Genomic DNA, 13,858 nt, shown 5'->3' on the forward strand with positions numbered 1-13,858 from the left:
AGAAGGGCAGTCCATATATGGACTGCCCTTCTTGTATATTATAAGCTTGCGTCAGGATATTAATTTTTCAATCCTTGTTCATGCTGTTTACGGATCTTACTGTGTTTTTTACCGTACACAAAATAGATAATCATTCCTATTCCCAGCCAGATACCTAACCGCTCCCAGCTCTGGATTGGTAATGATGCCATCATTGTCACACACACGATAACACCCAGTATCGGGATTAACGGAACTAAAGGTGTGCGGAATGGACGTTCGATATCCGGAGCTGTTTTTCTCAGTACCAGAATACCAATACAAACTAATGTAAAGGCAAAAAGAGTTCCGATACTCACCATATGTCCCAGATCAGAGACAGGTACAAATCCGGCAAAAAGACTTACGAAAATCATAAAAATAACATTGGTTTTCCATGGTGTCTGATTTTTTCCGAGATGAGAGAAAAGAGCCGGAAGCAAACCGTCTTTACTCATAGAGTAAAATACACGGCTTTGGCCTAAGAGCATAACCAGAATAACGGAAGTATATCCACTGATAATCGTAATGATCAAGGCTGTATTCAGGAAGTGGTATCCTGTCTTGGCAAATGCCGTAGCGACTGGTTTTGCATCACCTTTGAATTCTGTATAATTCGCCAATCCGGTCATCACATACGAAAATAATACATACAATACTGTACAGATAATCAATGAACCAATGATACCAATCGGCATTCCTTTTTTAGGATTCTTGGCTTCCTGTGCTGCTGTACTGACGGCATCAAAGCCAACAAAAGCAAAGAATAAAACTCCTGCTGCTCTGAAAACTCCGGAAATACCAAAATTACCAAAATAACCATCTTTAAAGAATTCACCCCAACCGATTTTTCCGCTTTTCAATAGTTCTTCACCTTCATTAGCAGGGATAAACGGAGTATGATTTGCCGGATTGATGAATGACCAGCCTAAACCGATAAAAATCAAAACTACCGATACTTTAAGAATAACAAGCAGATTGTTTACTGTAGATGATTCTTTGGTACCTCTTATCAGTAGCAAGGAGAGTAGGCAGACAATAATAATTGCCGGAATATTGACATATCCGCCTTCCCATGGACCGTGCAGGAATTCGTCTGGTATATTCATGCCGAATATCTTCAGCAACTCTCCGAAGTACTGAGACCAGCTCACGGCTACCGTGGCACTTGCAAGTGCATATTCTAATACCAAATCCCATCCGATGATCCATGCAACCAATTCGCCCATAGTTGCATAAGAGTATGTGTAAGCACTTCCTGCTACCGGAATCATAGATGCAAATTCTGCATAACAAAGCCCTGCAAAAGCACAGCCCACAGCGGCTATAATAAAGGAAAGCATAACTGCCGGTCCTGCATTATCAGCTGCTGCCATTCCCGTCAGTGAAAATAATCCTGCACCAATAATGGCTCCAACGCCAAGGGCAACCAGCCCTGTGCTGGACAAGGTTCTTTTCAAGGTGTGCTCGCCACTTTCGTGGGCCTCTGAGACTAATTGAGTGATTGATTTTTTAAAAAGCATTTATAATTTTGATTAGAATAATGAGTTAATACACTTGTTTTTCCAGTTTTTGAATCTTAAAATTTATTACTCATTGGTTAGCACAAGTAATTCTATACCAAAAATAGATTTTTAAATGAAAAAAGGGAAGAAAATCTTCTTCCCTTTCGGTTTTTTTTTAAATATGTCTTAATAAGCAGCTGTGAAACGCTTTTTGATAAACTGTGGTTTTTCCAACTCATCGACTATTGCAACAGCTACATCTTCTACAGACAGACGTGAGCGACCTTCGTGATCCGTGACAGGATGATCAAGATCTGTGCGATACGTGCCTGTCCGTGTGCCCGGAGAGGCTGGGCTCATCTCAATAGCAGGACTGAATAAAGTCCAGTCCAGGTCATCGGATCTGCGGATTACTTCGTAGTAATCTGCTGCAGCCAACGCTCCCGGTTTGATCTCTGCCGGAAAATCAGGAGCATCTACAATTCTTGTTCCGGCTTCGGTAAGCAAACTACCTGCTCCACCGATTACGATAAATCTCTTGATACCTGCATGTTCTACAGCATCCTGAATGGATCTGGCACCGGCCGTATAATCATCATAAATAGAAGGATTAGTCCAGCCCGCATTATATGCAGAGATCACCGCATCACTTCCTTTTAGGATAGCCGCCAGCGCATTACTGTCATTGACATCATTTTGTACAGCGAGAATATGCTCATTTTTCTCTATCTGATCTGTGTTTCTTGCTATAGCGGTTACATGATGTCCTCTATGTACTAATTCTTTTAAGATATGTGAACCTACATATCCTGAAGCTCCGATTAATGCTACTTTCATTTTTTTATTATTTATTGTTAAAATATGAGGATAAATCCTGAATACTGATTTGATTTAAATAGGCAATATGTTGCTGTTCAATATCGCTGTATACGATTGTAAGATAGTTATTGATGTTTTTTCCCACCGGACAATTAGGATTCGGATTATTGTATTTACCCTTTTCATCTGATGCAAGTGTGGCTTTATAGATATCTGCCAGTGTTTTTTTGTTTATGTCTGCTGCTATACGCACACCACCGTTTTTACCTTCTTTACTTATAACAAGCTGCGCTTCTTTGAGTTTTCTGATTTCTTTACGTACAACTACCGGATTTACATTAATGCTTCCGGCTATATAGTCAGATGAGAGCCACGCATCACGTTCTAGCATCAGGAGGGCTATGATATGCGTAGAAGTGGCAAAATGTAAATTACTGAACATGATTCTTTGTTTTTGTTGTACAAATGTAGCAGTTAAAATTATACTGTAATAATTTTTGTTACAGTTTTGTGTAAAAATTAACCTTCTATGACAATAGAAGGTTAACCGTTTTATTTTTTATTACTTTTATACTTCTTATAGGAATCCAATACGTAGAGTTTTAGTGTCTCGTCATTCACTGTTTGTATAAAGTCCAGTGATGGTCTGAATTGCTCTCTGAACAATGGAATCTCATCAGCCTCAAGAGGAGTGAGGGAGGCGATAAGTTTGTCTGAGAATCTGCGATCGATAATTCTGTTATTTTTCTCCAGTACCAGAATATCCAGATTCTTACGTGCTGTCTTTCCTTTTTTGCCAAAAAGACGGGATGGTGATACGCGTATTCCACCTTGATACTGACTTGCATTTGCTATTTGTCCCTGCTCTTTCGCTTTTTTAATCTCTTCATCCAGTCTGGAATCTGTAAGTCGGGTAACCAAAGCTTCATTCAGGACAATAGATTTGCCATCACGCATCATATATACACGTTGTACGCCTTCCTGATACAGAAAAATGGTATCCGGAGTATAGCCATTAACAAAAAGAGAAAGTCTTTCACCCATTGCGGCATCAATACTGAATTTTCCATCCTTATCAGAAAAAGACTTAACCGCTGATTTCATGTTTTGTATGCTGACATTGGAGATTGGTTCACTGCTTTCCAAATCGTAGATGATACCGTTTATTTTTTGTGCATAGGTATTGGCTACCATTATAAACAGGATTCCGATCATTCCGGATAGTTTCTTCAGTAAAGAGGACTTTAACAGCATAGTACGTTTGATTTTTTTTGTTATAAAAGTACGAAATCTATTTCTTAGACCAAGTGTTATTTTCGGGATTAATATCCGGGTACACCTGATCAGGATCAATTACGACTGAGCTTAATTCTTCTTTAGAATCTAAAAGGAAAGTCCAGGAAGTATTGCGTTGCCATATATCCACTGGTAATTTTTTACGTATCTTTTTTCCCGATACCGTTGTTGCTTCTATAACAACAGGCATAGGTAGCTTTTCAAGATTATCTATGGTAATCAGCGCTCCGTTTGCAGCATTGAATTTTGCATATTCCACTTTTCTGATCGCCTGATCCAGTTTCCAGTTATTGAGAAACCATCCTCTCCAAAACCACCCGAGATTTTCTCCGGTTACATTTTCGATTGTTCTGAAGAAATCATTCGGTGTAGGATGTTTGAATGCCCAATCGCGAATGTACGTTCGAAATGCTTCATCAAACCGCTCTGCACCAATTACTTCATCCCGTAATAAACGCAATCCAAAACCTGGTTTGTAATAAACCAGTGTGCCAATATTGCGTTCCTGCATATTTTGTGGTGTAGACATGATTGGTTCCAGTGAACTTGAATTGAATCCCTGAGCCATTTTATTCCGGCTACCTATACTTTTATCATATTCACCTTTATTAAATGCTTCACGAGATAATCCATTTATAAATGTATTAAATCCTTCATCCATCCATCCGTGAAGCCGTTCATTGGAACCGACTATCATAGGAAACCAGTTGTGTCCGAATTCGTGATCCGTTACTCCCCATAATCCTGCGTTTTTGGCGGAGGAACCACAAAATGATAATGCCGGATATTCCATACCACCTACATTGGAAGCTACATTGACAGCTACGGGATAAGGATATTCAAACCATTTTTCTGAATAATATTCTATAGAAGACTTGGTATACTCAGTAGAACGGGCCCAGGCTTGCTGTCCGTCGCTTTCCTTTGGATAAGCTGATATGGCTAATGATTTTCTTCCACTTGGAAGATTGATTTTTGCTGCATCAATAATAAATGCTTTAGAAGATGCCCATGCAACGTCTCTGGCATTTTTTAAAGTATATTTCCATGTCAGTTCTTTCTTTGCCGGTCTGGAGTTCTTATTTGCGACTTCAGCAGCACTACGGATGATCACGGTCTGATCTGAAGATTGTGCCTGCTGGTAGCGTTTGAATTGTTCAGCAGTCCATACTTCCTGAGGATTGAGCAGTTCGCCTCCCATGACGACTATATGATCAGCAGGCGCAGTGATTTCCACATTAAAATCCCCATATTCCAAGTAAAATTCTCCCGGACCGGAATAGGGATCTGTATTCCATCCTAATATATCATCATAAACGGCCATACGCGGATACCACTGAGCGATAGCATAAATGTCTCCTGCTGCAGTGGGTAGAATTCCGGTTCTGTCGGCGCCATATTGCGGTACTGTATAGGAATAGTCAATGGTAAACTGTATTTGTCCTCCTTTTGGATTCAGCGCTTGAGGCAGAGTAATTTTCATACGCGTGTCAGACACTTCGTATTTCAGATCTTTCCCATTAAGCTGAACCGAAGAAAGGTTGTAACCTCCCTCAAACTGTGATGCAGCATCACCGTATCGGCTATTATTCTGAGGAACGGTGCTCTGTCCTCTGGAATCACTTTTAAACAGATTCTGATCAAGTTGAAGCCAGATATAATCCAGCCGGTCCGGGCTATTGTTGGTATACGTAATCGTTACGCTGCCGCTTACTTTTTTATCGGTATCATTTAACCTGGCCTTTATGCTGTAACTGGCAGCATTTTGCCAGTACTGATCTCCTGGCTTACCACTCGCAGAACGGTAGGAGTTGCCATTGGAAGTATAAAACTGCGGACTGAACGCTTGTGTATAGTTATATCGGGTTGTGTTGTCCTGGGCGACAGTCTCATTCAATTGAGCACAGATCAATGCTAATGCTAAAGAAATCCCGGCACAAGATTTTTTATTCATGGGCTATTTATAAATTGGAATTATTTCAATTTCTGATTGTATTCTTCCTCGTCAAACCCTAAAATCAAACCTGAACTGTACTCAATTACAGGTCTTTTGATCATACTGGTATTTGATATAAGTGTTTTATTGGCAGAAGAAGCATCTGTAACAGCCTCTTTTTCCTCATCCGTCAGTTTTTTCCAGGTTGTTCCTTTTTTGTTGACTAATTTTTCCCAGTCGACCTGTTTTTCCCATTTTTTTAATTGTTCATCTGTTACTCCTTCTTTCTTGAAATCGTGAAAGGTGTAATCGAGTTTATGATCAGCCAGATAATCGAGGGCTTTTTTTACTGTATTGCAGTTTTTTATTCCGTAAACGTGAAGCATAATATTGAAAGACTTAAATATGGTAATATTTCAAATATATTATTTTTAGTTGTAATAGTCTTTTCCCTTTCGGATAAATAATGTCACCTTTGTATTACGATTGTTTTGTGTCCTGTAATCTTTGTAAACCTGCGGGAGATGGTGTAACTTTTACACTATATGATTAGGAGTAGTTAAAAATTATTTTTAACTTAGGACCACAAAATAAAGAGGAACAGAATCAATAAATTTTAAAACAATACAATGAGCCTAAAAGATTTTAAAGGTGTGTTGACCGGCGATCAAGTTCAAGAGTTATTTGAAATTGCTAAAAAACACAAATTCGCATTACCGGCAGTTAATATTATCGGTACTAATTCTATTAATGCTGTAATGGAAACAGCGAAAGCTGTTAATTCTCCTGTTATTATCCAACTTTCAAACGGAGGAGCACAATTCTATGCAGGAAAAACTTTAAATAATGACAATTTAAAGGCTTGCGTATTAGGAGCAGTTTCTGCAGCACAGCATGTTCATCTTTTGGCTGAACACTATGGTGTAGCTGTAATTTTGCATACAGATCATGCAGCTAAAAAATTATTGCCCTGGATAGACGGATTGTTAGATGCAGGTGAGAAATTCTTTGCTCAACACGGTAAACCTTTATTCTCTTCTCACATGCTGGATCTTTCTGAAGAGCCAATAGAAGAAAATCTTGAGATCTCTAAAAAATATCTGGAGCGTATGAAACCGCTTGGTATGACCATTGAAATTGAACTTGGTGTAACCGGAGGTGAAGAAGACGGTGTGGACAACTCTGATGTTGACAGCTCCAAATTATATACTCAACCGGAAGAAGTAGCATATGCATTTGAAGAATTATCTAAAATTTCTGACAAATTCACTGTTGCTGCAGCTTTTGGTAATGTACATGGTGTATACAAGCCGGGAAATGTAAAATTACAGCCTGTTATTTTGCATAATTCTCAGGAGTATGTAAAAGAAAAATTCGGATTGAATGCAGAGAAGCCAGTTAATTTTGTATTCCACGGGGGGTCAGGTTCTTCTGCTGAAGAAATCGAAGAAGCGATCTCATACGGAGCGATCAAGATGAATATCGATACCGATATGCAGTGGGCCTTCTGGGATGGAGTTCGCGGATATGAAGCTAAGAACCATGATTATTTACAAGGACAGATCGGCAATCCGGAAGGAGCAGATTCACCAAACAAAAAATACTACGATCCGCGTGTATGGTTGCGTAAAGGTGAAGAAGCTTTTGTAACTCGTCTTACACAGGCTTTCGAAGAATTAAACGCTGTTGACGTAAACAGCAAATTGTAATCTGTATTGCTCTGCTTCATGCAGAAAATGTATAGTATTATTAAATATGTTAAAAAAGCTCAATTCTAAGGATTGAGCTTTTTTATTGCCTTTTTATTTTCTAACTTTCCTTTGATCAAGAAAGAAGTTATGTATCAGCAGCGGTTTTTGAATTTTTTGCGTTTTGAGAAGCGGTATTCTAATCACACGATTGAAGCTTATACACATGAATTAGATGTTTATTTTACTTTTCTTCAGGATCAGGCCATTCCCGAGAACGAAGCTGATCATCGGGTTATACGACTTTATCTTTCCCATCTGATGGAAGGTGGGCGGCAGGCAACTTCTGTAAACCGTTCTATTTCAGCTTTACGTACTTATTATAAGTTTTTACAACGGGAATCTTTGACAGATCAGAATCCTTTGACTTTAATCAAAGCATTAAAAACCCCGAAGAAATTACCATCTGTCATGGAGAAAGATAAGATGGTTGGTCTTCTGGATCAGATGGAAGGCACTGTAGATTCTTTCACTGATGAGCGGGACTATTTGGTTTTGGAACTGCTTTTTGGAACAGGTATACGTTTGACAGAGTTATTACAAATAAAGATTACGGATATTGATTTTTATAATAAAAATATCCTTATATTAGGAAAGAGGAACAAGGAAAGACTTGTTCCGGTCAACCATACACTTTTAGAAAAACTAAAGATTTATATCCAGCAATTGGATAATCAAAAAAAAGACAACAAAACTGCGTTCTTAATTGTTACTAAAGAAGGGAAGCAGGCATATCCTAAGATGATCTACCGGATCGTTCATCGGTATTTAAGCCTGATCTCGACACAGCGTAAAAAAAGCCCGCATGTATTGCGGCATACATTTGCTACAGCTCTGCTGGATAACGGAGCAGATCTGAATGCAATAAAAGAGTTATTGGGACATGCCGGATTGGCGGCCACTCAGGTGTATACGCACAACTCGGTAGAGAGATTAAAATCAGTTTACAAACAAGCCCATCCAAAGGCTTAAAAAAAGGAGGAAAAATGAACATTACTGTGCAATCCATTAAATTTGATGCAGATCAAAAACTTGTAGATTTCATTAAAAAGAAAACATCTAAGTTAGAGCAGTTTTTAGACAGCATAATCGAAGGCGTATGTTATCTGAGACTGGAGAATGTAGACGACGAAGAAAATAAGGTGGTAGAACTAAAATTGAATATTCCGGGAAATCAATTGTTTGCCAAAGCACAGGCAAAGAGCTTTGAAGAAGCAACAGATGTCGCTGTGGAATCCATTAGAAGACAGATTAACAAACATAAAACGAAAACACGAACTGCTACGAGCAATCATAAAGAATTACTCAATTCGGAAGAGGAAGAGTATTAACATTTTAACACTTTTAGAGAAGGCTAACCCTACGGTTAGCCTTTTTTATTTAGAATAAATTGAAATAATAAACGAATTTATTTGGATTCAATCTTAATAGTCATTACATTCGCATTGTATTAATTTTATCGATCGGATATCAGGTATGTCAATGATAGCAAAAATTTGTCCTTTAGCTGAAGTAGAAGAGGTCTTTATGACCGCTCAGGGTGCGGTGTATCAGTGTAGCAGAAAAAATAACTACTGGCTGGATTTTCAGGATAAGACAACGTCTTTCAGTGTATCAGATTTCTTTTGTTTTAAAAGAAAAGTAGATGCTATAGATGTTGATGCTATGCTTCATGATGCTTCACGTACTTCTGATTTTGAGATTATTATGCCTTTCCGCACAGAAAGATGCTTTATATTGTCCGTACAGGATGTTCTTGACCTGAGAGAAATTCTGAATGGTGCCAAATTTATGATTGAACTGAATAGTGTAGTCAGATCCTGTTTACGTACCTGCCCTGCACCTGTTCTGGTCGGATAAGTCTTCTTTGTAATTGTATTGATTCTAAATAAGTTAGCGTTAAAAAGTCTAATTTAGACTTAATTTGTATTGTACTTTTTTTATACTAACTGCATAACTTCGTTGTACCTTTGTATCAAAGGAAAGCGAATATGTGTCTTTCCACATTAATGTTTAACAGAATTTTAAAATATACTAATATGAAAGATTTATTGAAATTAAAATCATCTCTGGCACAAGAGATCGAAAATATATTAAATGCACAAATTAAAGTTGAAGCTCATTCTTCAGCACTTTACCTGGCTATGTCTTCATGGTGTGATGATCAGGGTTTGGATTTCAGTTCAGATTTTTTCGCAAAACAGTCTAATGAAGAGCGTGAGCATATGTTGAAATTATTCAACTACATCAACAATAGAGGTGGTCGTGCAGTGTCTCCTGAAATTACAGGTATTCCTACAGACTTCGAATCATTCAGAAGCGTGTTTGAGCAAACACTTGAGCAGGAAATGTTTGTTACTGAGCAATTCAATCAGATTGCTGACAAATGTATGAAAGCTAAAGATTATGTTACTTTTAACTTTGTTCAGTGGTTCCTTGAGGAGCAGGTGGAAGAAGAGTATGTAGCAAGACGTATTCTGGAAATGTTTGATGTCATTGGTGAAGAAGGAACAGGACGTTGGGAAATTGACAAACACGTAAACAAAGTAGCACTTGGTGCAGAATAATATTTAATAGTTAGAATACTGAAAGAGGATACCCGAAAGGTATCCTCTTTTTGTTTGTGAAAATATATTTTAAGAATACGTTAAGTTTGAAAACAGCGTTTGTACTATATATTCTGCTCGTTTTGTAAAGAAGAATTGACAAATCATGGATAGATGTGTTTTTAATGCTATTTTTTTAGATACCTGATTATTATTGTGCGTAATTTTTTTTATATTGACAAAAGTAAATTAAAAGAATAGAAGTTTGGCTACTCCTCGTTTTCGGCTACATTTTATTTTTCTTTTTTCTTTGGTATTTATTTCGGTTACGGTAAACGCTCAATCGAAAAAAATAACCATTGAAGGGCTCGTGGTGGATACTGCAGGAATACCGCTTAAAGGAGTTAGCGTACGTCTGACTGCTCCAGGAGGTGCATTTACTCAAGCCTCAGCGGCAAATGGCCGTTATACATTCACGGCTGTACCGCTAGGGCAGATTCGTGTTACCTATAGTTTATTAGGTTATCAGATTACAGACAAGGCCTATTCTGCTACAGAATTAGTCACGCGATCCTCTCTTCCCACTATTATTTTGTCCCCGCAGTCTGAATTACTCAAGGAGGTGGTTATTGTAAAAACGATTCCGGTAATATATAAACAGGATACGGTGCAGTATAATATGAATGCCTATAATTTTCAGAAGAGACTGCTGCTGGAAGATGCTCTTAAGCAATTACCCAATATTCAGGTATCCCGGGATGGCTCTGTATTTGCTTTCGGAAAACCTATTACCTCCGTTCAGGTAGAAGGAAAAAAGTTTTTCGGTGGAGACGTGCTTACAGCTACCCGTAATCTGCCTGCCGATTTTGTCAAGAATTTACAGATTATAGATTATTACGGAGATTATAATGCTTCTAAAGGTACCAAGAGCGGAGAGCCTGAAAAGATTATCAACATTGTCTTAAAGGATGATAAAAAGAAGATTGTCTTTGGTCAGGTAACAGGTGGAATTGGTACGGAAGATCGTTACCTGATGAGTGGAGGTATTAATAAGTTTAACGATGGGCAGGAATTATCCCTGATCGGATCTATCAATAATACGAATACCAGTCTTTTTACCTTCGGTTCTCCAAGCGGAGGAAGCCGGGAGCGTTCTATGGGAGAGCTAGCTGATTTCGCTGATCCTACAGATGGTCTCAACACCACTACATCGCTGGGCGGTAGTTTTTCTGATAATCTTACCAAAACGACCACGGTCAACGGGCAGTACACTTTTACCAAAAGACAAAATCTGATTGACGGTAATTCCTTGTTGCAATCCGTATATAGCAACAATTCTATTTTCAATCAGGAAGATTATCAGGTGGACACAAAAGATTTTAGCCATAGGATGGCACTTAATTTTGATTCGAAATTCAAGAATAATGATATCTTAAAGATTGAGCCTGTATTTTCCTATAACCGGACGTATATTAATAACTACAGGGAAAAAAAGCTCAGGAATAATGTATTGACCAATGACGGGACTTATTCATCTATTTCCAAGAATTTTTCCCCTAATCTGGATATCGACGCTTTATATTCTAAATCCTTTAAAAAACCGGGACGTAAATTGGTTTTTAATATGAGAATGAGTGCCGGTTCAAGCAGTAAAGATGAACAGGTAACAGATCGCTATATCATTCAGGATGCAATGAAAAAGAATAACAATTACTCCTTCTTTCTGCAGCGGCAATATATAGAGACCGTGAGTGATAACAGGTCTATTAAAGTAAACGGATCTTACATTGAGCCTATTAACGCGCAGAGTTCTCTGGAAGTAAGTTATGAATTTGAACGGAATGATATTGATGCGGACAGGAGAGTGGAAGATCTGGAGCGTTCTCAGTTATTGGGATATATGGTATTTATAGACTCACTGGGGCTTAATTATGATTATAAATATAGCAGCAATCAGACGGCTATTAATTATCAATATGATTCCAGGGATAAGAAGTTTAAGTATAATCTGGGATTCGGAGTACAGCCGCTGGAAATATCCGGGAGATTATATGCTGAAGATGAGCAATATACCTATGATAATGTAAACCTGATTCCTACCGCAGGCTTCAAATGGAAAATCAATGATCAGACCGATTTCTCGATTGATTATATGGGGAAAAATAATCAGCCTAACTTTTACCAGATTCAGCCTATCCGGGATGTATCCAACTCGCAGAATATTATTGTTGGTAATCCGGCTCTGAAAGCAGAATTTACCAATCGTATTTCCAGTCGTTTCCGCAAGTCACTGGTTTCTAAAGGACAATATTTTGAAGCTAATCTGTCTTATAATTTTGTGCAGAATAAAATTGCGACAGATAAGATCTCCCTGAATAATACAACTGTTCAACAGACCAGTTATCAGAATATGTCGGGATACTATGATATACGTTCTTATTATTTGTTTTCTTCTCCTTTTATCTCTGATGATTTTCAGCTGAATATTAACGGAAACGGAGATTTTTACAACAATGTTTCCATGGTGAATAAAGCATTGGTGACAAACAGACAGTTTATATATTCACAGTCCATGCAGTTGCGTTATATGATTGACGATATTATGGAGTCTGAATTTAACGGTAATTATATGTTAAATTCGGCTACTTATAAATGGCCGTTTAAGAGTAATATTACAGCACATTCATTTGTGTTGAGCCTGGGTAATAAGTTTTATTTTAATGAGCATATGACGCTTGGCGTAGAGGTATCTCAACGTTTTAATGACGGTTACAGAGGTACAGCAAAGAATGTTAACCCAACTGTTATCAACTCTTACTTTGAATGTACATTTTTGCCGAATAAACTCGCCATGTTGAGATTGCAGGGTTTTGACCTGCTGAATCAGAATACAGGAATCTCCCGTGAGATTCTTGGCAATGATATCCTCGACGTTCGTAATAACCGTTTGGCGCGTTATTTTATGTTATCCCTGAATCTGCGGTTGCAGAAGTATCCTAAAAAATCATAGTATGAAAGCAGTCGTTATTTCTTCATTCGGAGGCCCTGAAGTATTAAAAGTTGAAGAGAGACCTATTCCTGCAGTTGGAGACCACGAAGTATTGATACGCGTGAAGGCTGCCGGAATCAACAGACCTGATGTTTTTCAGCGGAAGGGTAATTATCCGGCTCCTGCAGGAGTTGTTGCCGATATTCCGGGGTTGGAGATCAGCGGAGTTATTGAGGCAACCGGAAGTATGGCAGGTTCCTGGAAAGCAGGGGACGATGTACTGGCTTTGGTTGCAGGAGGCGGATATGCGGAGTATGTTGTGGTAGATGCCGGCAGTTGTATGCTTAAGCCTGAAAATCTCAGTTATGAAGATGCTGCCGCAATACCGGAGACTGTTTTTACGGTATGGCATAATCTTTTTGAGCGAGGTCAGTTAAAGAAAGGAGAGCGTGTACTTATACATGGCGGATCGGGTGGAATAGGCTCTACCGCAATTCAGCTGGCTACGTTGTCCGGAGCGGAGGTATACGCTACTGCAGGCAGTAAGGAGAAGTGCGAATTTTGCGAATCGCTGGGTGCCGTGCGGGCCATCAATTATCATGAGGAAGATTTTGAAGAGGTACTCAAAGAAAGTGGGGTGGATGTGATACTGGATTGTATAGGTGGTGATTATTTTAATAAAAACATAGCAATCCTTAACCCGGACGGCAGATTGGTTTATATCAATGCGATGGAAGGAGCAAAGGTGCAATTGAATATTCTGCAGATGATGCAAAAGCGTCTGTCAGTAACCGGAAGTACACTAAGAGCAAGAGATAAAAGCTTTAAAGCAGAACTGACAGCAGCAGTAGTCGGTAATGTCTTCCCATTTATAGCATCGAAAGCATTTAAACCTATGGTTTTTAAGTCTTTTAATTTTACGCAAGCAGAAGAGGCGCATAGATTAATGGAGGAGGGCCATTTCCTCGGAAAGCTAGTGTTAACCTTCTAAATTGTAATAT

The 13,858-nt window shown here is 38.6% G+C and carries 13 protein-coding genes; 7 read left to right on the forward strand and 6 right to left on the reverse strand.

The genetic code is table 11. From position 1 onward, the window contains the following. Positions 1–59: 59 nt before the first annotated feature. From I6J02_RS17500 to I6J02_RS17525, 6 genes are all read right to left on the reverse strand, one after another. Positions 60–1,541: an amino acid permease gene (locus tag I6J02_RS17500; RefSeq protein WP_201679113.1), complete on the reverse strand. Its 1,482-nt coding sequence runs from the start codon at positions 1,539–1,541 to the stop codon at positions 60–62. A gap of 168 nt (positions 1,542–1,709) precedes the next feature. Further along, positions 1,710–2,360 (reverse strand): NAD(P)-dependent oxidoreductase, encoded by a 651-nt coding sequence (locus tag I6J02_RS17505; protein ID WP_201679114.1) that lies wholly within the window; start codon positions 2,358–2,360, stop codon positions 1,710–1,712. A gap of 7 nt (positions 2,361–2,367) precedes the next feature. Continuing rightward, positions 2,368–2,784: an Rrf2 family transcriptional regulator gene (locus tag I6J02_RS17510; protein ID WP_201679115.1), complete on the reverse strand. Its 417-nt coding sequence runs from the start codon at positions 2,782–2,784 to the stop codon at positions 2,368–2,370. 110 nt (positions 2,785–2,894) lie between these two features. Next, positions 2,895–3,596, reverse strand: a complete 702-nt coding sequence (locus tag I6J02_RS17515; protein ID WP_201679116.1) for a hypothetical protein — start codon at positions 3,594–3,596, stop codon at positions 2,895–2,897. A gap of 37 nt (positions 3,597–3,633) precedes the next feature. Further along, positions 3,634–5,592: a M1 family metallopeptidase gene (locus tag I6J02_RS17520; protein ID WP_201679117.1), complete on the reverse strand. Its 1,959-nt coding sequence runs from the start codon at positions 5,590–5,592 to the stop codon at positions 3,634–3,636. Between the two features lie 20 nt (positions 5,593–5,612). After that, the gene (locus tag I6J02_RS17525; protein ID WP_201679118.1) at positions 5,613–5,960 is read right to left on the reverse strand and encodes an ArsC family reductase; all 348 of its coding nucleotides are present in this window, start codon (positions 5,958–5,960) and stop codon (positions 5,613–5,615) included. 243 nt (positions 5,961–6,203) lie between these two features. On the opposite strand from I6J02_RS17525, the gene fbaA reads away from it, so the two are divergent. From fbaA to I6J02_RS17560, 7 genes are all read left to right on the forward strand, one after another. Then, entirely contained in the window at positions 6,204–7,283 is a 1,080-nt protein-coding gene (fbaA, locus tag I6J02_RS17530; RefSeq protein WP_002995594.1) for a class II fructose-bisphosphate aldolase, read from the forward strand. Between the two features lie 129 nt (positions 7,284–7,412). Beyond that, positions 7,413–8,294, forward strand: a complete 882-nt coding sequence (locus I6J02_RS17535; RefSeq protein WP_201681760.1) for a tyrosine-type recombinase/integrase — start codon at positions 7,413–7,415, stop codon at positions 8,292–8,294. Positions 8,295–8,308: 14 nt separating this feature from the next. Next, complete coding sequence (hpf, locus tag I6J02_RS17540) at positions 8,309–8,653, forward strand: ribosome hibernation-promoting factor, HPF/YfiA family (RefSeq protein WP_002995592.1); 345 nt, start codon at positions 8,309–8,311, stop codon at positions 8,651–8,653. Between the two features lie 151 nt (positions 8,654–8,804). Further along, positions 8,805–9,182 carry a DUF6686 family protein gene (locus I6J02_RS17545; protein ID WP_236582137.1) on the forward strand — a complete coding sequence of 126 codons (378 nt, stop codon included), beginning with the start codon at positions 8,805–8,807 and terminating at the stop codon, positions 9,180–9,182. A 179-nt stretch (positions 9,183–9,361) separates the two neighbouring features. Then, positions 9,362–9,889 (forward strand): ferritin, encoded by a 528-nt coding sequence (locus tag I6J02_RS17550; RefSeq protein ID WP_002995590.1) that lies wholly within the window; start codon positions 9,362–9,364, stop codon positions 9,887–9,889. Between the two features lie 244 nt (positions 9,890–10,133). Further along, positions 10,134–12,878 (forward strand): TonB-dependent receptor, encoded by a 2,745-nt coding sequence (locus I6J02_RS17555; protein ID WP_236582138.1) that lies wholly within the window; start codon positions 10,134–10,136, stop codon positions 12,876–12,878. A 1-nt stretch (position 12,879) separates the two neighbouring features. After that, on the forward strand, positions 12,880–13,848 hold the full coding sequence (locus I6J02_RS17560; protein ID WP_201679120.1) for an NAD(P)H-quinone oxidoreductase: 969 nt from the start codon (positions 12,880–12,882) through the stop codon (positions 13,846–13,848). Positions 13,849–13,858: the final 10 nt, after the last annotated feature.

The organism is Sphingobacterium spiritivorum, from assembly GCF_016725325.1.
GTDB lineage: Bacteria > Bacteroidota > Bacteroidia > Sphingobacteriales > Sphingobacteriaceae > Sphingobacterium.

Coding starts and splice junctions, on each gene's coding strand:
- I6J02_RS17505 (WP_201679114.1), bottom strand. CDS start 2,360: ATGAAAGTAGCATTAATCGGAGCTTCAGGATATGTAGGTTCACATATC.
- I6J02_RS17500 (WP_201679113.1), bottom strand. CDS start 1,541: ATGCTTTTTAAAAAATCAATCACTCAATTAGTCTCAGAGGCCCACGAA.
- I6J02_RS17545 (WP_236582137.1), top strand. CDS start 8,805: ATGATAGCAAAAATTTGTCCTTTAGCTGAAGTAGAAGAGGTCTTTATG.
- hpf (WP_002995592.1), top strand. CDS start 8,309: ATGAACATTACTGTGCAATCCATTAAATTTGATGCAGATCAAAAACTT.
- I6J02_RS17525 (WP_201679118.1), bottom strand. CDS start 5,960: ATGCTTCACGTTTACGGAATAAAAAACTGCAATACAGTAAAAAAAGCC.
- I6J02_RS17560 (WP_201679120.1), top strand. CDS start 12,880: ATGAAAGCAGTCGTTATTTCTTCATTCGGAGGCCCTGAAGTATTAAAA.
- I6J02_RS17550 (WP_002995590.1), top strand. CDS start 9,362: ATGAAAGATTTATTGAAATTAAAATCATCTCTGGCACAAGAGATCGAA.
- I6J02_RS17520 (WP_201679117.1), bottom strand. CDS start 5,592: ATGAATAAAAAATCTTGTGCCGGGATTTCTTTAGCATTAGCATTGATC.
- I6J02_RS17515 (WP_201679116.1), bottom strand. CDS start 3,596: ATGCTGTTAAAGTCCTCTTTACTGAAGAAACTATCCGGAATGATCGGA.
- I6J02_RS17510 (WP_201679115.1), bottom strand. CDS start 2,784: ATGTTCAGTAATTTACATTTTGCCACTTCTACGCATATCATAGCCCTC.
- I6J02_RS17535 (WP_201681760.1), top strand. CDS start 7,413: ATGTATCAGCAGCGGTTTTTGAATTTTTTGCGTTTTGAGAAGCGGTAT.
- fbaA (WP_002995594.1), top strand. CDS start 6,204: ATGAGCCTAAAAGATTTTAAAGGTGTGTTGACCGGCGATCAAGTTCAA.